This is a genomic window from Streptomyces sp. NPDC060027 (genome assembly GCF_042737005.1).
GTDB lineage: Bacteria > Actinomycetota > Actinomycetes > Streptomycetales > Streptomycetaceae > Streptomyces.
The window spans coordinates 21,822-40,010 of sequence record NZ_JBHWVI010000060.1; the positions used below are offsets into that span (position 1 = coordinate 21,822).

Annotated in this window: 15 protein-coding genes; 8 read left to right on the forward strand and 7 right to left on the reverse strand. The window is 70.1% G+C overall.

Going from position 1 to position 18,189, the window contains the following annotated elements:
• Positions 1–18: 18 nt before the first annotated feature.
• The gene (locus tag ACFWBT_RS17570) at positions 19–1,086 is read left to right on the forward strand and encodes an ADP-ribosylglycohydrolase family protein (RefSeq protein ID WP_385701037.1); all 1,068 of its coding nucleotides are present in this window, start codon (positions 19–21) and stop codon (positions 1,084–1,086) included.
• 101 nt (positions 1,087–1,187) lie between these two features.
• On the forward strand, positions 1,188–1,493 hold the full coding sequence (locus ACFWBT_RS17575; RefSeq protein WP_385701039.1) for a 4a-hydroxytetrahydrobiopterin dehydratase: 306 nt from the start codon (positions 1,188–1,190) through the stop codon (positions 1,491–1,493).
• Positions 1,494–1,767: 274 nt separating this feature from the next.
• On the opposite strand, the gene ACFWBT_RS17580 is transcribed toward ACFWBT_RS17575, so the two are convergent.
• Both ACFWBT_RS17580 and ACFWBT_RS17585 read right to left on the reverse strand, forming a co-directional pair.
• Positions 1,768–2,259: a hypothetical protein gene (locus tag ACFWBT_RS17580; protein WP_385701042.1), complete on the reverse strand. Its 492-nt coding sequence runs from the start codon at positions 2,257–2,259 to the stop codon at positions 1,768–1,770.
• Complete coding sequence (locus ACFWBT_RS17585) at positions 2,256–2,735, reverse strand: hypothetical protein (RefSeq protein ID WP_385701044.1); 480 nt, start codon at positions 2,733–2,735, stop codon at positions 2,256–2,258. Before ACFWBT_RS17585 ends, ACFWBT_RS17580 begins: the two co-directional genes overlap by 4 nt.
• Between ACFWBT_RS17585 and ACFWBT_RS17590 the strand changes: the two genes are divergently transcribed.
• From ACFWBT_RS17590 to ACFWBT_RS17600, 3 genes are all read left to right on the forward strand, one after another.
• Complete coding sequence (locus tag ACFWBT_RS17590) at positions 2,725–2,901, forward strand: hypothetical protein (RefSeq protein WP_385701047.1); 177 nt, start codon at positions 2,725–2,727, stop codon at positions 2,899–2,901. The genes ACFWBT_RS17585 and ACFWBT_RS17590 overlap by 11 nt on opposite strands.
• A 26-nt stretch (positions 2,902–2,927) precedes the next feature.
• Positions 2,928–3,872, forward strand: a complete 945-nt coding sequence (locus ACFWBT_RS17595) for a helix-turn-helix transcriptional regulator (protein WP_385701050.1) — start codon at positions 2,928–2,930, stop codon at positions 3,870–3,872.
• A 135-nt stretch (positions 3,873–4,007) separates the two neighbouring features.
• Positions 4,008–5,828: a rhamnogalacturonan lyase gene (locus ACFWBT_RS17600; RefSeq protein WP_385701076.1), complete on the forward strand. Its 1,821-nt coding sequence runs from the start codon at positions 4,008–4,010 to the stop codon at positions 5,826–5,828.
• Between the two features lie 78 nt (positions 5,829–5,906).
• Here the strand turns inward: ACFWBT_RS17600 and ACFWBT_RS17605 are convergent, their stop codons facing one another.
• The 3 genes from ACFWBT_RS17605 to ACFWBT_RS17615 all read right to left on the reverse strand — a co-directional run bounded on the left by ACFWBT_RS17605 (position 5,907) and on the right by ACFWBT_RS17615 (position 12,576).
• Positions 5,907–6,479, reverse strand: a complete 573-nt coding sequence (locus ACFWBT_RS17605; RefSeq protein ID WP_385701052.1) for a hypothetical protein — start codon at positions 6,477–6,479, stop codon at positions 5,907–5,909.
• Positions 6,480–6,806: 327 nt separating this feature from the next.
• A complete protein-coding gene (locus tag ACFWBT_RS17610; protein WP_385701054.1) occupies positions 6,807–9,470 on the reverse strand; it encodes a cellulose binding domain-containing protein in 2,664 nt (887 codons plus the stop codon).
• A 181-nt stretch (positions 9,471–9,651) separates the two neighbouring features.
• Complete coding sequence (locus tag ACFWBT_RS17615) at positions 9,652–12,576, reverse strand: glycoside hydrolase family 48 protein (protein ID WP_385701057.1); 2,925 nt, start codon at positions 12,574–12,576, stop codon at positions 9,652–9,654.
• A 255-nt stretch (positions 12,577–12,831) separates the two neighbouring features.
• Between ACFWBT_RS17615 and ACFWBT_RS17620 the strand changes: the two genes are divergently transcribed.
• Entirely contained in the window at positions 12,832–14,310 is a 1,479-nt protein-coding gene (locus ACFWBT_RS17620; protein ID WP_385701060.1) for a cellulase family glycosylhydrolase, read from the forward strand.
• Between the two features lie 11 nt (positions 14,311–14,321).
• Positions 14,322–16,025: a glycoside hydrolase family 6 protein gene (locus ACFWBT_RS17625; RefSeq protein WP_385701063.1), complete on the forward strand. Its 1,704-nt coding sequence runs from the start codon at positions 14,322–14,324 to the stop codon at positions 16,023–16,025.
• A gap of 29 nt (positions 16,026–16,054) precedes the next feature.
• Here ACFWBT_RS17625 and ACFWBT_RS17630 read toward each other — a convergent pair whose 3' ends face one another.
• Positions 16,055–16,177 carry a hypothetical protein gene (locus ACFWBT_RS17630; RefSeq protein WP_385701066.1) on the reverse strand — a complete coding sequence of 41 codons (123 nt, stop codon included), beginning with the start codon at positions 16,175–16,177 and terminating at the stop codon, positions 16,055–16,057.
• Positions 16,178–16,281: 104 nt separating this feature from the next.
• Between ACFWBT_RS17630 and ACFWBT_RS17635 the strand changes: the two genes are divergently transcribed.
• The gene (locus ACFWBT_RS17635) at positions 16,282–17,235 is read left to right on the forward strand and encodes a class I SAM-dependent methyltransferase (RefSeq protein ID WP_385701068.1); all 954 of its coding nucleotides are present in this window, start codon (positions 16,282–16,284) and stop codon (positions 17,233–17,235) included.
• 108 nt (positions 17,236–17,343) lie between these two features.
• On the opposite strand, the gene ACFWBT_RS17640 is transcribed toward ACFWBT_RS17635, so the two are convergent.
• Entirely contained in the window at positions 17,344–18,039 is a 696-nt protein-coding gene (locus ACFWBT_RS17640) for a glycoside hydrolase family 75 protein (protein ID WP_385701071.1), read from the reverse strand.
• Positions 18,040–18,189 lie beyond the last annotated feature (150 nt).

Consider the following 18,189-nt stretch of genomic DNA (forward strand, 5'->3'; position numbering starts at 1 on the left):
GTAGCCGAGGAGTGGCACGTGAACGACCTGTGGAGCCTGTCCTGGGAGGCCGAGGCACTCTACCGGGCACGCGTACGCGGCTGTCTGCTGGGCGGCGCGCTCGGGGACGCCCTCGGCTACCCCGTCGAGTTCGACTCCCTGGAACGGATCCGCGCCGCCCACGGACCGCGCGGGGTGACCGGACCGGTCCCCGACGCCGACGGGGTGGTGGGCCGGATCAGCGACGACACCCAGATGACCCTGTTCACGGTGGAGGGCGTCCAGCAGGCGCACACACGCGAGCGGCTCAAGGGCATCGGGGGCGGCTGGTCACGGCTCGTGCGATGGGCGTACGGACGGTGGCTGGAGACCCAGACCGAGCCCGGCCCCGGCCCGGACGTCCACGGCGGACTCGCCGCGCAGAGCTGGCTGTACGCCCGCCGGGCGCCCGGCAACGCCTGCCTCTCCGGGCTCCAGCGGGAGCACTTTCCCGACCCGGCGAGCGAGCTCGGGCCGCCCGGACCCGTCAATCCGGACTCCAAGGGGTGCGGCGCGGTCATGCGCTCGGCGCCCTTCGGGCTCACCCGCGCCCCGGCCGAGACCGTGTTCGGCATCGCCGCCCGCTGCTCCCAGATGACCCACGGCCACCCCACCGGGTACTACGCCTCCGGCGCCCTCGCCGCGATCGTCACCCACCTCGTCTCCGGGGACTCCCTGGAGGGCGCCGTCCTGCGCACGCTGCGGCTGCTCGCCCGCCATCCGGGGCACGAGGAGACCACGGCCGCCCTGAACCGTGCCCTCGACCTCGCCTCCGAAGGAGATCCGGCCGCCGAGAAGGTCGAGTCCCTCGGCGCCGGCTGGATCGCCGAGGAGGCCCTGGCCATCGCCGTCTACTGCGCCCTCGCCGCTCCCCGGGTGACCGACGCTCTGCTCCTCTCCGTGAACCACTCCGGCGACAGCGACTCCACCGGCGCGATCTGCGGCAACCTCCTCGGCGCCCGGCACGGCGACCACGGACTCCCGCAGGAGTGGCTGGAACGGATCGAGGGCCGTTCCACGATCACGATCCTGGCGGACGACTTCGCGTCGGAGTGCGTACGGCGGTGATCGCGGGGACGGGTGAGCCGCGCCGCGCGTGCCCTGCCGACCGGGGACGGCTGTGGCACGCTGGGCGAAGGGCTCACCCGCCGTACGAAGGGATCACGTCCATGGCCGTCGAACCGCTGGCGCAGAAGGAGATCGAGGAGGGGTTGGCGGAGCTGCCCGGCTGGTCGCTCGAAGGTGACCGGCTCGCCCGTACCTACCGGCTCGGCTCGCACTTCGCGGCGACCGCGATGGTCGTGCACATCGCCCAGGTGCAGGAGGAGCTCGGCCACCACTCCGACCTCACCCTCGGCTACAACACGATCTCCCTCACCGTGAACACGCACAGTGTCGGCGGCGCCGTCACCGCGCTCGACTTCGATCTCGCCCGCAGGGTGGAGGAACTCGCGCCGGGGCACGGGGCACGCTGACCTCCGCACGGGACGGCGACGAGGAAGCGGACGAGCACGACGCCCTGCGGGTCGGCGACAAGGGAGCGGACGAGCACGTCGCCCTGCGGGTCGGCGAGCCACGGCGCCGCCGCCACGGCCGCCGGCGCCGTGCCGGCTGCCGTCAACTCCCCTTCGCGGGAGCCTCGTTCGGCGACGACGTCGCCGAACCCGGACGTCCCGCGCCAGGTCCCGAGTCCACCCTGCGGGTGTTCCGCGAGGCCTGACACCGGCCCGGCGCCTGGCCGGACGGCCGTCAGACGGCCTTCCTCCGCGTGAACTCCATGGTCCAGTTGGTCAGCCAGGTGCTCCCGTCGTCCAGGGAGAACGCCTGCTCCCAGCGAGCCGTGGTCCCGGAGATCCCCGACCACACGAACCGCACCCGCACGTCCTTCCCGTCATGGGTGTCGACGCCGTGGAACTCGCCGCGCCCGTCCGGCCCGAACCGCCCGAGGACCGGCGGGAACAGCTTTCCGCTGCGGCTGGACGACCAGTTCAGCGACCACCGCCCGGCCTCCACGTCGAAGAGGCGCAGCGTCAGCCCCTTCCATCCCTGGCCGGGCACGTCCAGCTCGTCGATGTTCGCCGCCCCGCCGAACAGGTTCCAGCAGCGGCTGACGGCCGGGAACTCCTCCCAGTCGCTCTCCGCGTCGAGGAAATCGGTACGGCGACGGTTGACGACGTCCCAGTCACCCTGGAGGAAGTCGAAGTCGCGGTGGACGGCGTCGTCGTCCCGGGCGTTGCTCATGTGCGGTCTCCTGTGGTTCCTTCGGGCAGCGAGTCGGCCAAGTAGGCCTCCAGGTCAGGCACTTCGGAGGCGAGCAGGTGTCGTACCCAGGCGTCCCGCTCGTGCAGGATCGGCGGCAGCTCCCAGACGCAGCCGATCCACGGGAGGTCCGGGGTGATGAAGTGCGCCGGGTCCCGGTCGGGGCAGCCCAGCACCGGCTGGCCCGCGGCGGCGCCCCGGAAGTGCAGGACGTTGTCCCACACCCAGCTGTAGGCGTTGAGGTAGGCGCCGTCGTCACCGCCCCGGTGCAGGACGACGAAGGTGGCGGGCGGGGTGCCGTCCGGTTCGGGGAGCAGCCGCGGCAGCATGGCGTACGCCGCCCGCTCGACCTCGGGCTCGATCCCGGCCGGGTCCGCGGTGACGTGGTAGCGCTTGATCCGCCGCCCCGCCACCTCGATGGGCGGTGGAACGGTCAGGAACTTCTCCTTGAAGGCCACCGAGGCCACCGAGGCTGGGGACGATGCGGACGATGGGGAAGCGGTGGAGGGCGCGGCAGCCACGGACGGCGCGGAGGCCGCCGATGTCACGGGGGCCGCAGCGGCCACGGAGCCGGTCGACGCCGTGGAACTGGTGGAGGTCGTTGAAGCCATGGCAGGACGCTAGGCCCGCTTCACTGACACCATGTGTCAGTGAAGTCCAGCCGTCTCGTCTCGATCCTTCTGCTGCTGCAGACCCGCGGCAGACTGACCGCCGCCCAGCTCGCCGGGGAGCTGGAGGTGTCGGTGCGGACGGTGTACCGGGACATCGAGGCGCTGAGCGCGGCCGGTGTCCCGCTGTACGGCGACGCGGGTCACGCGGGCGGCTACCGGCTGCTCGACGGCTACCGCACCCGCCTCACCGGCCTCACCACCGAGGAGGCCGAGGCCCTCTTCCTCGCCGGGGTCCCCGGACCCGCCGCCGAACTCGGTCTCGGCGCGGTGCTCGCCGCGGCCCAGCTGAAGGTGCGCGCCGCCCTCCCGCGCGAACTGCGCGAGCACGCCGACCGGGTCAGCGGACGCTTCCACCTCGACGCGCCGGGCTGGTACGCGGACGCCGACGCGACCCCGTATCTCCCCGCCGTCGCCGACGCCGTCTGGAACGGCCGCGTCCTGCACGTCCGCTACCGCCGCTGGCGCGAACCCACCGACGTGGAGCGCCGCCTGGAGCCGTACGGCCTCGTCCTGAAGGCGGGCCGCTGGTACGTCGTCGCCGGCCCGGGCCCGCGCACGTACAGGGTGGACCAGATCCTCGAACTCGCCCTCTCCGGAGAGGAGTTCACCCGGCCCGAGGGCTTCGACCTGGCGGCGTACTGGACCGCCTACCAGCGGGACTTCCACGAACGGCTGCACCGTGCGGAGGCGGTCGTGCGGATCGCGCCCGGAACCCGTCTGAGCGGGCCCGTGGGTGAGGCGGTGGCAGCCAACGGCCGTACGGAGAGGGACGGTTGGACGCGGGCCACCGTTCCCGTCGAATCCGTGGACCAGGCCCACGACGACTTCCTGCGCATCGGGACGGCGATCGAGGTCCTGGAGCCGCCCGAACTGCGTGCCCGAATCGCCGCCACCGTCGCCGAGCTGGCCCGCCGATACGCGTAGAGAGCGCTTGCTGAATCGCGGCAACTCCCGTGCGGGCGGCGGCGACTGAGGGGCAGAAGCAGTCCGTCCTCTCAGGAGGTATCCATCGTGCAGCACCCGCAACGGCAGCACCGCGGACGCGTGATCGGCTCGGCCATGGCGGCCGCCGCCCTCGTCGCCGCCGGACTCACCGCCCTCGGCGCCGGACCGGCCCAGGCCGCCACGGCGAGGCAGGTCGAAGCCCTCGACCGGGGCGTCGTCAGCGTCCACACCGACAGCGGCAACCTGGTCAGCTGGCGCTGGCTGGGCACCGACCCGAACGACGTCTCGTTCAACGTCTACCGCGCCGGTACCTTGGTCAACTCCGCCCCGATCAGCGGTTCGACGAACTATTTCCACTCGGGTGGGCCCGCGCAGGCCGACTACACGGTCCGCGCGATCGTGAACGGTGTGGAGCAGGGCGACTCGGTGCACGCCATCCAGTTCCGAACCGGCTACAAGGACGTCCCCATCACCCCGCCCGCCGGCGGCACCACCCCCGACGGTGTCGCGTACACCTACGAGGCCAATGACGCCTCCGTGGGCGATCTCGACGGCGACGGCGCGCTCGACTTCGTCCTCAAGTGGCAGCCGACCAACGCCAAGGACAACTCCCAGTCCGGCTACACCGGCAACACGATCATCGACGGCGTCAGACTCGACGGCACCCGCCTGTGGCGCGTCGACCTGGGCCGGAACATCCGCTCGGGCGCCCACTACACCCAGTTCCAGGTGTACGACTACGACGGCGACGGCGAGGCCGAGGTCGCCCTGAAGACGGCGGACGGGACGACGGACGGCCGGGGCACGGTCATCGGCAGTTCCTCCGCCGACTACCGCAACTCCGGCGGATACGTGCTGTCCGGGCCCGAGTACCTGACCATGTTCAACGGCCGGACGGGAGCCGCCATGGGCACCGTGGACTACGTCCCGGCGCGCGGCACGGTCTCCTCCTGGGGCGACTCCTACGGCAACCGCGTCGACCGCTTCCTCGCCGGAACGGCCTATCTGGACGGCGCCCGGCCGTCCCTGATCACGGCCCGCGGCTACTACACCCGCACGGTCCTCGCGGCCTGGGACTGGCGGGGCGGCGCGTTCACCCGGCGCTGGACCTTCGACACCAACTCCTCGACCAACAGCGGCAAGGGGTACGACGGTCAGGGCTCGCACAGCCTCTCCGTCGGGGATGTCGACGGCGACGGCAAGGACGAGATCGTCTACGGCGCGATGGCGGTCGACGACAACGGCAACGGCCTGTGGACGACGAAGACCGGTCACGGCGACGCTCAACACCTCGGCGACCTCGACCCCTCCCACGCGGGCCTGGAGTACTTCAAGGTCTCGGAGGCGAGCGGCCAGCCCGCCGAGCTGTACATCAACCCGGCGAACGGCACCGTCGTCTGGAAACTCGACGCCTGCTGCGACAACGGCCGCGGCGTCGCCGGTGACATCTGGGCGGGCAACGACGGAGCCGAGGTCTGGTCCGCCTCCGACAGCTACATCCGCGACGAGGCCGGCGCGACGAAGGGCCGCGAACCGTCCTCCGTCAACTTCCTGTCCTGGTGGGACGGCGACACCGTCCGCGAACTCCTCGACAGCACCCACATCGACAAGTACGGCACCTCGTCCGACACCCGCCTGCTGACCGGCGCGTCCGTCCACTCCGACAACGGCACCAAGGCGACCCCGAGCCTGTCCGGCGACATCCTGGGCGACTGGCGCGAGGAGGTCGTCTGGCCGACGACCGACAACACCACCCTGCGCGTCTACTCGACGCCGTACACGACCGGCGCGAAGATCACGACGCTGCTGCACGACACGATGTACCGGACAGGGCTGGCCTGGCAGAACACGGCCTACAACCAGCCCCCGCACCCGAGCTTCTTCATCGGCAACGGCATGGCGACGGCGCCGCGGCCGACGGTGTACACGCCGTGAACCGCGTGATTCCTCTTCCGAGGTGAACCGGGCAGACCCCCTGTGCGGGTGGGCAGTCCGCAGGTGACGGCGTCGCCGTCAGCTGTACGTCCAGCGCCAGCCGCCGGACCGGTACGCGCACGTGATCCTGGCGCCGCTCGCGTTGGTCGTGCTGGCGCCGTGGTCGCTGTTGCGGCAGTACTGGCCCGCCGAATAGCAGTTGCCCGCGTTGGAGGTGATCGAGCAGGTGCTGACGCTCGTTCCGCCGCCGCTGCTACCACCGCCGTCGCTGCCGCCACCGGAGCCGCCGCCGCTGCCGGAGGCGGCCTTCGCGGTGACGGTGACCTTCACCTTGACCGTCTTCGTCGCTGTCACCGTCGGCGCCGGTTTCGGCTTCGCGGTCGCGGTCGCCGTCGCTGTCGCTGTCGCCGTGATGGTGACGGTGGGGGCCGGTCGCACCTTGGTGGCCGCGGCCTTCGTGGTGTTGCTCTTCTGGCCGCTGTCGGTGCCGCCGTTGTCGCTGCTGCCGACGCCGGCCGCGAAGGCGAGGAAGAGCGCGGGCAACACATAGCGCTTGCGCGCCCAGCGGGGTCTGGCCGGCTGCGGTACGGGCTCGGGCGGCCCGGGCGGTCGCCCGTATCCGAAGGGTGGTGGCGGCTGGTTGTGCGACATGGTCCCCCCAGGGATGGTTCGTGGTGGAGTGACGGTATCGGGCCATGTGAAGGGAGTGTGGGCAGGAGGTGAAGGTGGTGACGTAGTTGTGATCACTCCGGGTGGGACAAAGGGCTCCAATGCTGTCTTCTCGTGACGTGCCGCGACGGTCCTTTCGCCCCGAGCCGACTGTGTCTCCCCGGTCCGTGTCGGACGGCGGGGCGGAAGCGTTCTCCGGACTTCCCTGGTTCCACGGCTCCGACCCCGACGGGACGACGACAAGCCCCCCGCCCGCTCAGGGGCCCGTGCCCGTCGGACACGAGCCCCTGGAGGCGGGGGGCGGGAACGTCAACTCACCGCACAGCTCTGCTCCCCCAGCTTGAAAGCCGTCGGTTTCGTGTTCGCCCCCGTCCCGCTCCCCGTGAAGCCGAAGCTCACCGTCGAACCCGGTGCCACGTTCGCGTTCCACGTCAGGTTCTTCGCCGTGACCGCGGCGCCCGACTGTGTGTGGTCGGCGTTCCAGAGCTGGGTGATCTTCTGGCCGTCCGGGAACGTCCAGCCCAGTGTCCAGCCGGTCCAGGCGGCGGAGCCGGTATTGGCCAGCGACACGTCCGCCTGGAAACCGCCCGACCATTGATTGGTGATCTTGTACGTGACCGTGCAGGCCCCCGTCGGCGGGGGCGTCGGGTCCGTACCGCCGCCCCCGCCCCCGGTGTCCGAGCTGTCTCCGTAGACGATCCCGCGCCCGTTCGTCGCGACGTACACCCGTCCGTAGATCCGCGGGTCCCCGGTGATGGCCGCTCCCGTCCAACCCCACTGGTGGGCGTCGTCGTTGATACGCGTCCAGCTCGCGCCCTTGTCCGTCGAGCGGAAGATCCCCCGTACGCCCCCGATCTTCGCGCTGGTGTAGAGCGTCTGGTACGAGGCGCCGGTCGCCGCCTTGCCGAAGCCGATGGTGTCGGCCTGCTCGACGTTCGAGAGCTTGGTGAAGCTCGCGCCGCCGTCCGTCGAGTGCCACAGTCCGTACGCGCCGTCGCTCGCGCCGCCCGCGAGCCACACGTCGCCCTTGCCGCCGGGCAGCGCCTTGAAGCGCACGCTGGCCCCGCTGGGCAGGTTGCCGGCCGAGGTCGCCGTGAAGCTCGCGCCGCCGTCCGAACTGACGTAGAACTTGCCCGACTTGAAGCCGTAGAAGGTCTTCGGGTCGACCCGGTCCGACTCGACGACCGCGCCGGAGGGGATACCGCTGGACGCGGACCACGACGTACCGAACCCGGTGCTGTACTGCACTCCGGTGCCGGCCGGGCTCCACACGAAGCGGCTGCCGTCCGAGGCCGCGGCGACCGTGCCGCCGCCGGTGACGCCCGAAGGGTCGCTTCCCGCGAACCAGTTGGCGCCGTTGTCCGTCGAGAAGCCGATGTGCGGACCGGAGTCGAGGTTGCCGACGCGGACCACGGTGTTCGGGTCGGCCTCGGCGTAGTCGAGGCTGGTCGTGGTGGTGAGGTTCGGCGAGGTGTACATCATCGACGGGACCTTGGCGAGATCCGTGTGCCGGAAGCCGCCGATGTCACCGAGCGCGCTGAGCAGCGGGGCACCCGACGGGGGCGAGGCGAGGTCGTTGACGGCGGTCTCCTCCAGGCCCTGGACCATGGGCTTGACGGTGAACTGGCCTCCGCTGTCCCAGTCGGTGAGGTCCTCGGTGCCGTAGACCGTCGCGCCCGTCCCGTACATCATGCGGGCCGAGTCGAAGGGGTCGATCTCCAACCCCTCCGTCATCCAGCCGAGTTTGGGGGTCTGCTCGGGGGGTGAGGGGTTCGCGCCGAAGGTCAGCCAGGGCACGGACGAGACGTCCATCGTGTAGCGGTTCGAGCGGTTCGGGTACGACGTGTAGTCCCACGCCTTCGTCCAGGTGCCGCCGCTGTCCGTGGACCGGAAGATCTGGGTGTCCGGCCACCAGGAGCTGTACGCCGTCGCCATCACGGTGCCGGGGTGCTGCCGGTCGACGCTCAGCCCGCTGAAGCCGTAGTAGGTGTCGGCCTCCGCGACGGGGCTGATGTCGGTCCACGTCCCGGTCCGGGTCGCGTACCGCCATACCTGGCCCTTGCCGCCGTCGTACGGGCCGCCCTTGTCGCTGTAGGCGAGATACAGATAGCCGTTCGTCGCGTCGAGGACGCCCTTGTGGGCGAGGTAGCCGGTGGGCTGACCCGCGATCCTGGACCAGGTCGCACCGCCGTCCGTCGAGCGGTAGACCGCGTTGTCCTTGTCGGCGACCCCCACGTAGATCGTCCGTGTCGCGCTTCCCGCGGAGCCGGTGGACTCGTCGAAGGTGACCCAGACGATGCCTTGGTTGTCGGAGGCGTAGCCCCTGGTGTCGGTCGCGTCCTGCACGTAGTTGCCGACGTTGGGGAAGGCGGTGACCTGCGACCAGCTCGCGCCGGAGTCCGTGGACCGCCACAGGCCCTTGCCGCTGGGCGCGCCGAGATACAGCACGCTGTTCTTGTTGGGGTCGATCGCGAGCCGCTCGCCCATGCCGCGTCCGGGCATGTTCCCGCCCAGCTTGAACGGCAGGTCGGCCTTCCGCCAGCTCGCGCCCCGGTCGGCGGAGCGCAGGACGGCCCCGCCGGTCGGGTCCCAGCTGTTGGTGTACGTGCCGACCGCCGCGTACACCTTGTCCGGGTCGACGGAGTCGGAGGCGAGACTGACGACGCCGGTGTGGCCCCAGTCGTTCCAGCCGACCGAGTCGAGCAACGGCGTCCAGCTCTTCGTCGACTGGACCCAGCGGTAGGCGCCGCCGATGTCCGTGCGGGCATAGGCGAGATTCTTCTCCGAGCGGTTGAAGACGATGCCGGGGACGAAGCCGCCGCCGTCGATGCGGGCGTTCTTCCAGGTGTACGTGTCGGCCGCGACAGCTGGGGCGGTCGCCTCGGGGGAGTTCGCGGCCAGTGCGGGCGGGGTGCCGGCCAGTAGTCCGGCGGCGAGGGCGAGCACGGCCGTGAGGATGCGGGTTCTTCGCACGGGGGGTCCTCTCCGGGAGAGATGGGGGAGGGAGGGGAGGGGCGGGGGCGACGCGAGGGGGAAGCGATGGGCAAAAGGGGAATGCGTGATGGCCGGGCGGCCCTCAGTGCGGGAGAGGGACCGCCCGGCCGGTGGCCCTGCCGTCAGGGACAGGGCCGCGTACCCGGAGTCACAGCGGGGACTATTCGAGAAGCTCCGCGTACGAGCCCATGGCGAGGGCGATGTCCGCCTGCGCCCAGAACCGGTGGTACGTGAAGGAGGGCGCGGCGCCGCCCGCCAGATAGCTCTCGATCTTCGACCAGGCCGGGTCGTTCTTGTAGAAGGACCGCAGCGAGGCGAAGGTCGAGGAGGAGCTGACCGCGTCGCCGTTCGGCATGGTGCCGGTCCAGCCGCTCGGTACGTACACGCTGTCGTCGAAGCGGTTGTAGTCGGCGCGGGTCTCCGGGACGGCTATGCCCAAGCCGTCCTGGTAGTTGCTCCACATGCCGTCCAGGAGCGCCTTCGCCGTCGTCTTCGCCTGGGTGTTGCCGGACTTGGCGGCGTAGTACGACAGGGTCTTGGCGTACGCGGCGGCCACCCCGACGTCATTCGTGTAGTCGGCGACGGTGACGTGAAGTCCGCTGTTGGCGCCGGGACTCGACGCGTTCCAGGTGTCCGGGGCGCCGGACCACTGGAGCGTGGAGGGGATCTGGTAGGTGCCGTCCGGGTTGATCGTGGTCTTGGACAGCGCCCAGGAGACCCACTTGTCGAGGACCGCCTTGGCGCTCGCGTTCCCTGTCTGCTGGTAGTACTCGGCGACCCGCTCCATGGACCACGCCTGGAAGCCGAACCACTGGTTGGACGGCGGGTCGTGGTAGACCGGCTGCTGGTCGTAGTACATGCCGTAGAAGGTCGGCGTCCCGGCCGGAGGTGTCGCGTAGCGGCCCGCCCAGCTGTTGGTCGCGCCGCCCGCGATGGCACCCTCGTTCGACTGGAGCCAGCGGTAGAACTCCAGTTGGCGGGTCAGCGAGGTGGCCCAGTCCGAAGCGCCCGTCGCCGACTTGGGCTTCAGGTCGTCGTTGGTGCTGAGCGCGTAGGCGGCCAGCGGGTTCTGGTAGCCGCCGTGGGTGTGGCTGGAGCCGATGCGCCAGGCCCAGCCCGCCGAGGTGTCGGTCGCGCCGCCCCAGGCGTAGTACCAGGACAGCAGATAGTGCGACGCGTCCTTGCCGGTACCCGCCGGGCACGTCGCCGGGCCGACGCAACTGCCCATTTTCTTGAAGTACTTGTCGTACATGGCGTAGCGCAGATAGTCGCCCATCTTCGCGGCCTTGCCGACCGTGGCCGAGACGTCACCGCTCTTGCCCTGGGCCTTGGCCCACAGGTCGGCCCAGTACGCGGCCTGCACCGCACGCGCGTCGGCGTCCGGGGCGTCCGTGTACTTCCACTGCTTCGCGTACGAGGAATCTCCGGTGAACAGGTCCAAGTACCCGTTCTTGCCGCCGTACTTGAAGGCGTCGCAGGTCGGTTGCGGCACGGTCTCCCACACCGACTCCTGAACACCGCGCTGGAAGGTGTTGATGTACGAGGGGCCGGTGGCCGTCGGACCCGCCTCGCACTTGCCCGGCTCATTGCCGTAGCCGTAGGTGTTGTCCACGTCCTGGAGCCAGTGCATGCCGTACACGTCGTCCGTGCCGTACGCGCTCTTCAGCTCGGAGGCGATCGGGTCCGGGCCTACCGAGACACCGGTGTCGAGCTTGGCCGGGTACTCGTTCGGGGTGTCCAGTTCGGGCGCGTAGGTGGCCGGCTTGGAAGCGTTGTAGAAGGAGTTCGTCGGCTGGTCGGCGTGCGTGGGGATCATGTACGTCTCCATGGTCGTCCACGCGGCGTTGAACCTCGACCAGTCGCCGGTGACCTTCCCGTACATCGCCTGGAGCCAGATCAGATAGCTGTACGCCTCCGACGTCGTCTCATGACCCTGGTCCGGCGCCTCGACGATCAGCGTCTCCACCGAGTGGTACGGGATGCCCTCGGGGGAGAAGTAGCCGTTCGCCGGGTTGGTGATCTTGCCGTAGAGGTCCAGGAAGCGCGCGTCGTACGCCTTCGAGGCGGCCAGTTCCGTCACGGTGACGGTGGCCTTGGCGTGCCCGGTCGCCGAGGCCGTGAAGGTCGCGGACCCCGTGCCCGAGGCGTCGGCGCCGATGGTCACCGTCTGGGCGGTGTTCCAGTTGGACGGGGTGAACGTCAGGCTGGAACCGCCGGTGACGGACAGCCCGGTGTTGCCGTCGGTGCGGGTCACGCCCACCGTCACGTTCGCGCTCGGCTGGGTCGAGAGCTTCACGCCGAAGGTCCCCGACTTGCCCTGCTGGACGCCGAGTTGGGTGGGTGACGCGACCACGGCAGGGCCGGAGGCGACGGTGATGCCGACCGGGGTGGAATCCGCCGACGCGCCCAGGCTGTCGTAGGCCTTCGCCACGAGCGAGTGACTGCCCACGGTCAGTCCGGAGGCCGAGAGGGTGTACGGCGAGCTGGTGTCGGTGCCGAGCAGGGTCGTGTCGTCGTAGAACTCGACCTTGCCGATGGTCGCCCCGTCGGCCGCCGCGGCGGTCGCGGCCAGCGGGACCGCGTCGCCCTGGGTGTAGACGGCGCCCGCGGCGGGGCTGGTCAGCACGGTGATCGGCGGCTGGTGGGCGCCGGCGCAGGTGGTGCCGTTGACCGCGTAGGAGGCGGGGGCGGCGTTGCTGCCGCTGTAGGTGAACTGCGCGCCGGCGGTCACGGCGGCTCCGGCGGCGATCGTCCCGTTCCACGCGGCGTTCTTCGCCGTGACCGTCTTGCCGGACTGGGACCAGGTCCCGTTCCAGCCGTTGGTGAGGGTCTGGTTGCCGGTGTAGGCGTACGTCAGGGTCCAGCCGTTGATGGCGTCCGTGCCCCGGTTGGTGATCGTCAGATCCGCGGTGAAGCCGGAGCCCCAGTCGTTGGTCTTGTAGTCGACGCTGCACTGAACCGCGGCAGCGTGTGCGGGAGTCGTGCCGGTCGCCAGAGTCGTGAGCGGGAGGGCGAGAGCCGCCACAACGGCGGTCCACGGGCGCCGCGATCTGCGACGGCGTCTCCATCGAGGGCTGGGATCCATGGTGCTGGTTCCTCCTTGCGGCTCGGAGAATGGGGGGAGGAGCAACAAGCCTTGAACCAGTGGGAGCGCTCCCATATTGGAGATGGGGGTGTGAGGGGTCAAGGTGCTTGAAGAGTCGAAATGATTCGATTGATCAACAGTGCGACTCCTCTGTCCAACCCCGGCACTTGGCGCTAGCTTCTTCCGCACCAGTGGGAGCGGTTCCATCAGTCGGCGCGTCGATCAGTGCGCGCCAGAGCTGCAAGGAGTCGCTTCATGCGTCACCCCCCGCGTTTGTCTCTTTTAGTGATCGGCGCCGCGGTAGCCCTGGTGGGCACCGCGATCGCGCCGGTCGTCACGGCTTCGGGAGCCACGCCCGCGTGCACGGTGGAGTACTCGGTCACCGGTCAGTGGGACACCGGCTTCCAGGGCGCCGTGAGAATCACCAACAACAGCGCTGCGCTGAGTAGTTGGAGCCTCGGCTTCGACTTCTCCGGCGGCCAGAAGGTCACCCAGGGCTGGAGCGCCAAGTGGTCCCAGTCCGGTACGACGGTGACCGCGTCCAACGAGAGCTGGAACGGCTCGCTGGGCACCGGCGCGAGCGTCAGTGCCGGATTCCTCGCCTCCCGGTCGGGGAGCAACGCGGTGCCGACGGCTTTCAGGCTCAACGGCACCGCCTGCAATGTGGACGTCGATCCCACGCCCACGCCCACCCCGACCGACCCGCCGCCGACCGGCGGTGAGGCACCGAAACTGCACGTCTCGGGCAACAAGCTGGTCGACTCCGCGGGAGCCACCCGCAGGATGCTCGGCGTCAACCGCTCCGGCGGCGAGTTCATGTGCGTCCAGGGCTACGGCTTCTTCGACGGTCCCGTCGACGACGCTGCGGTCAAGGCGATCGCCGACTGGAAGGCCAACACGGTCCGTATCCCGCTCAACGAGGAGTGCTGGCTGGGCCTTTCCAACATCAAACCGGAGTACGCCGGCGCCAACTACATCGCCGCGGTCAAGGACCTGGTGGCCAAGGTCGAGGCGCACGGCATGACCCCGCTCGTCGAACTGCACTGGACCTACGGCCAGTACACCGGCAACTCGGCGGGTTGCTCCGACGTGCACGCCACCTGTCAGAAGCCGATGCCCGACGCGCAGTACACGCCGTCCTTCTGGGCCTCGGTCGCGAGCACCTTCAAGGACGACCCGGCCGTCGCGTTCGACCTGTTCAACGAGCCCTACCCGGACCGCGCGACCTCCACGACCACCCAGGCGTGGACCTGCTGGCGCGACGGCGGTACCTGCCCCGGCATCTCCTACGAGGTCGCCGGAATGCAGGACCTGGTCGGCGCCGTACGCGGCACCGGCGCCAAGAACCTGATCCTGGCCGGCGGTCTCGCCTACTCCAACGACCTGAGCCAGTGGCTGACGTACAAGCCCAGTGATCCGACGGGCAATCTCGTCGCCGCGTATCACGTCTACAACTTCAACACCTGCGCGAGCGAGAGCTGCTGGAACTCGACACTCGCCCCCGTCGCCGCCCAAGTGCCCCTGGTGGCAGGGGAGATCGGTGAGAACACCTGCTCCCACGCCTTCGTCGACACCGTCATGAAGTGGTTCGACGACCGGGGGCTCTCCTATCTCGGCTGGACCTGGAACACCTGGGACTGTTCCTCCGGTCCGTCGCTGATCTCGAACTACGACGGAACACCGACCGCGTACGGCATCGGGCTGCGCGACCACCTGCGCGCCCTCAACGGATAAGGAACCCGCACATGAGCCGTGCAAGAACAGCACTTCTCGGGGCACTCGCCCTGATCGCCACGGGATCGGGAGCCGCCGCTGCGGTCCCCGCGGACGTCGAAGCCGTCGCCGCCGTCCCCTGCACCGTCGACTACAAGGTGCAGAACCAGTGGGACACCGGCTTCACCGCCGCCGTCACGGTCACCAACAACGGCGCCGCCAAGTCCTCCTGGGCGGTCAAGTGGTCGTACGCCGGGAACCAGAAGGTCACCTCCGGCTGGAACGCCAGGATCAGCCAGAGCGGGACGGCCGTCACCGCCGCCAACGAGTCGTACAACGGCACACTGGGAACCGGCGGTTCGGCCAGCTTCGGCTTCAACGCCTCCTACAGCGGCACCAACGCCCTGCCCACCGCCTTCACGCTCGACGGAGTGACCTGCAACGTCGACGACGGCGGTGGCGGCGGCACCGACCCCGACCCCTCCGGCAAGGTCGACAACCCGTACGCCGGCGCCAAGGTCTACGTGAACCCGGAATGGTCGGCGAAGGCCGCCGCCGAGACCGGGGGCAGCCGGATCTCCAACCAGCCCACCGGCGTCTGGCTCGACCGGATCGCCGCGATCAACGGCGCGTCCGGCAGCATGGGGCTGCGCGCCCACCTCGACGCGGCGCTCGCCCAGAAGGGCAGCGGCGAAGAGGTCGTCCAGCTCGTCGTCTACGACCTGCCCGGACGTGACTGCGCCGCCCTCGCCTCCAACGGCGAGCTCGGCCCGACGGAGATCGACAAGTACAAGACGCAGTTCATCGACCCGATCGCGGCGATCCTCTCCGACAGCAAGTACGCGGGGCTGCGCATCGTCACGACCATCGAGATCGACTCGCTGCCGAACCTCGTCACCAACACCGGCAGCCGCGCCACCGCCACGCCCGCGTGCGACACCATGCTCGCCAACGGCAACTACGTGAAGGGCGTCGGCTACGCGCTGGCCAAGCTCGGCGCGATCCCCAACGTCTACAACTACATCGACGCCGGTCACCACGGCTGGCTCGGCTGGGACGACAACTTCGCCCCCTCGGCGACCCTGTTCAAGCAGGCCGCGACCAGTGAGGGCGCGACGGTCGGCGACGTGCACGGGTTCATCACCAACACGGCGAACTACAGCGCCCTGAAGGAGAACAACTTCACCATCAACGACACGGTGAACGGCACCTCCGTGCGCCAGTCCAAGTGGGTCGACTGGAACCGCTACGTCGATGAGCTGTCCTACGCCCAGGGCTTCCGCAACCAGCTCGTCTCGGTCGGCTTCGACTCCGGTATCGGCATGCTGATCGACACCTCCAGGAACGGCTGGGGCGGTACGGCGCGGCCCGCCGGTCCCGGCGCGACGACCAGCGTCGACACGTACGTCGACGGAGGGCGCTACGACCGCCGTATCCACATGGGCAACTGGTGCAACCAGTCGGGCGCGGGCCTCGGCGAGCGTCCGAAGGCGGCACCGGCGACCGGCATCGACGCCTATGTGTGGATGAAGCCTCCGGGCGAGTCCGACGGCTCCAGCTCGGCGATCGCGAACGACGAGGGCAAGGGCTTCGACCGGATGTGCGACCCCATGTACACGGGCAACGCCCGCAACGGGAACAGCCTCTCCGGCGCGCTGCCGAACGCCCCGCTCTCCGGACACTGGTTCTCCGCCCAGTTCCAGGAGCTCATGAAGAACGCGTACCCGGCGCTGTGACCGGCTGACCGCGTGCGGTCCGTCAGGGGTCAGCTCCCCTTCCCCAGCCCCTGGCGGATCGCGAACTCCACCACCGTGCAGTCCCCGTCGGGCCGCTCCACCAAGGGGTCGTCCACGGGGTCCTGCCCGATGACGGCCCCCGGCGGGCGCATCCGGCTTTCCGGGCTGCCCCTCTTTTGCCGTTAGAGCAACACGACTGGCCGTTTCCGGAAGTGGCGGCGCACGCTGTCCTCATTCCGAGAGAGAGGCTTGTCCCATGGCACAGGACCACGACCACGGCTCCCGCCCCGGCCGGGCACCCCACCACGGCCCGTCGCAGGACCACGGCCACGGCCACAACCCCGCGCAGGGCCACGGGCACGATCACACCCAGATGGACTTCTCCCAGATGCTGCCCATGCTGGTGCAGGAGGCGGAGCTGTTCACCCCGGCGTACGTCGAGGCGGCCGACTGGCTGCGGGAGCAGCGGCCCGAGCCGGAGCTGATCGTGGACGCGGGCAGCGGTCCCGGTGTCATCTCCTGCCTGCTCGCCGAGAAGTTCCCCGGTGCGCGGGTCGTCGCCGTGGACGGTGTGGAGCCCCTGCTCGCGGAGGCCCGCGCCCGCGCCGAGCGGCTCGGCCTCGCCGACCGTTTCACCACCGTCGAGGCCGAACTCTCCGACGGCATCGGTGACGTGGAGTACCCCGCCGACCTGCTGTGGGCCAGCAGGTCGCTGCACCATGTCGGCGACCAGCGGGCCGCCCTGGAGGGCTTCGTACGGAGCCTGGCGCCCGGCGGCACCCTTGCCCTTCTCGAAGGCGGCCTGCCCACGCGGTTCCTCCCGCGCGACATCGGCATCGGTCGGCCCGGCCTCCAGGCCCGCATCGACGCGGTGCACGACGAATGGTTCACCCGGATGCGGGCCGAGCTGCCCGGATCGGTGGAGGAGACGGAGGACTGGCCCGCCCTGCTCACCGCCGTCGGCCTGCGCCACACGGCGACCCGCACCTTCCTTGTCGACCTTCCCGCCCCGCTCTCGGACGAGGCCCGCGCTTTCGTCGTCACTGCCCTCACCCACCGGCGGAACGGCCTCGCCGAAGGGCTCGACCCGGAGGACCTCGCCACCCTCGACCGGCTCCTGGACCCGGACGACAAGGCGAGCGTGCTCCACCGCACGGACGCGTTCGTCCTGACGGCGATGACGGTGTACGTGGGCGTGAAGCCGGAGTAGACCCGTGCCGCGGAGGTGCGGCCTGCCCGTCTGAGCCGTGCCCGGAGGGGGCCACGCGCGCCCCGAGCCGTGCCCGGCGGGGGCCACGCGCCCCCGCCGGGCCGGTTCTCAGTTGTTCTGGATGAACTGCTTGGCCAGCGAGTCCCCGAGCGACACGGCCGCGCCGTGGCTCTCGATGGGGGACACCTGCGAGTTCTTGAACAGGATGTACGTCACGCCCGAGTCGGTCCCGCCCGTCTCGGGGTCGGGGTCGATACCGAGCGCGCTCGCGGTGGCGTACGACGCCTCACCGATGATCTGCGTCGGTCCGGTGTCGCCGACCACCGCGTACTCGACCTTGCCGTTGTAGATCACGGCGACCACGCCGCCGCCCTTGATGCCCGAACTCGTGTATTTCCAGATGCTGCTGGTGCTCGGCACGACGACGTAGGGCAGCGAGTCGGCGCGCAGCGGCCGGCCGTTGGACTGGTGGAAGGCGGTGTCGTCCTGGAACCAGGGGTCGGTGTCGCCGTTGCACCTGGCGGTGACCTGGCCGTCGCAGTCGATGTCCAGGTCGGCCTTCCAGAACACGGCGCCGTTCTTGCCGCAGACGGGGACGGTGGCCGAAGTCTCTTCGTCCGTCCGGTACTTGCCGCTCGATATCTGCGAGCAGGACGTCACCTTGGCGAGGAGGGCGGCCGCGCTGACCGAACCCTCCTGCGCCGAGCGGGGGTTGGCGGTGCCCAGGGCGTGGACCGGGAGCGTGGCGGTGGCGAGCAGTGCCGCGCAGGCGGCCGCGGACAGGGTCAGTGTTCGAGTGCGCACTGTGGGGGACCCTTCTGTTAGGAAACTTTCCTTACCGGGTTGCCGTACAAGGTGGCCCTGCTTGCATGACCGCGTCAAGACTTTCCGCGGAGTTGGTCCGGTCCAGGGGTGCGAAAAGGCCGCCGGGCCCGCAGCGGTGAGCGCATACCG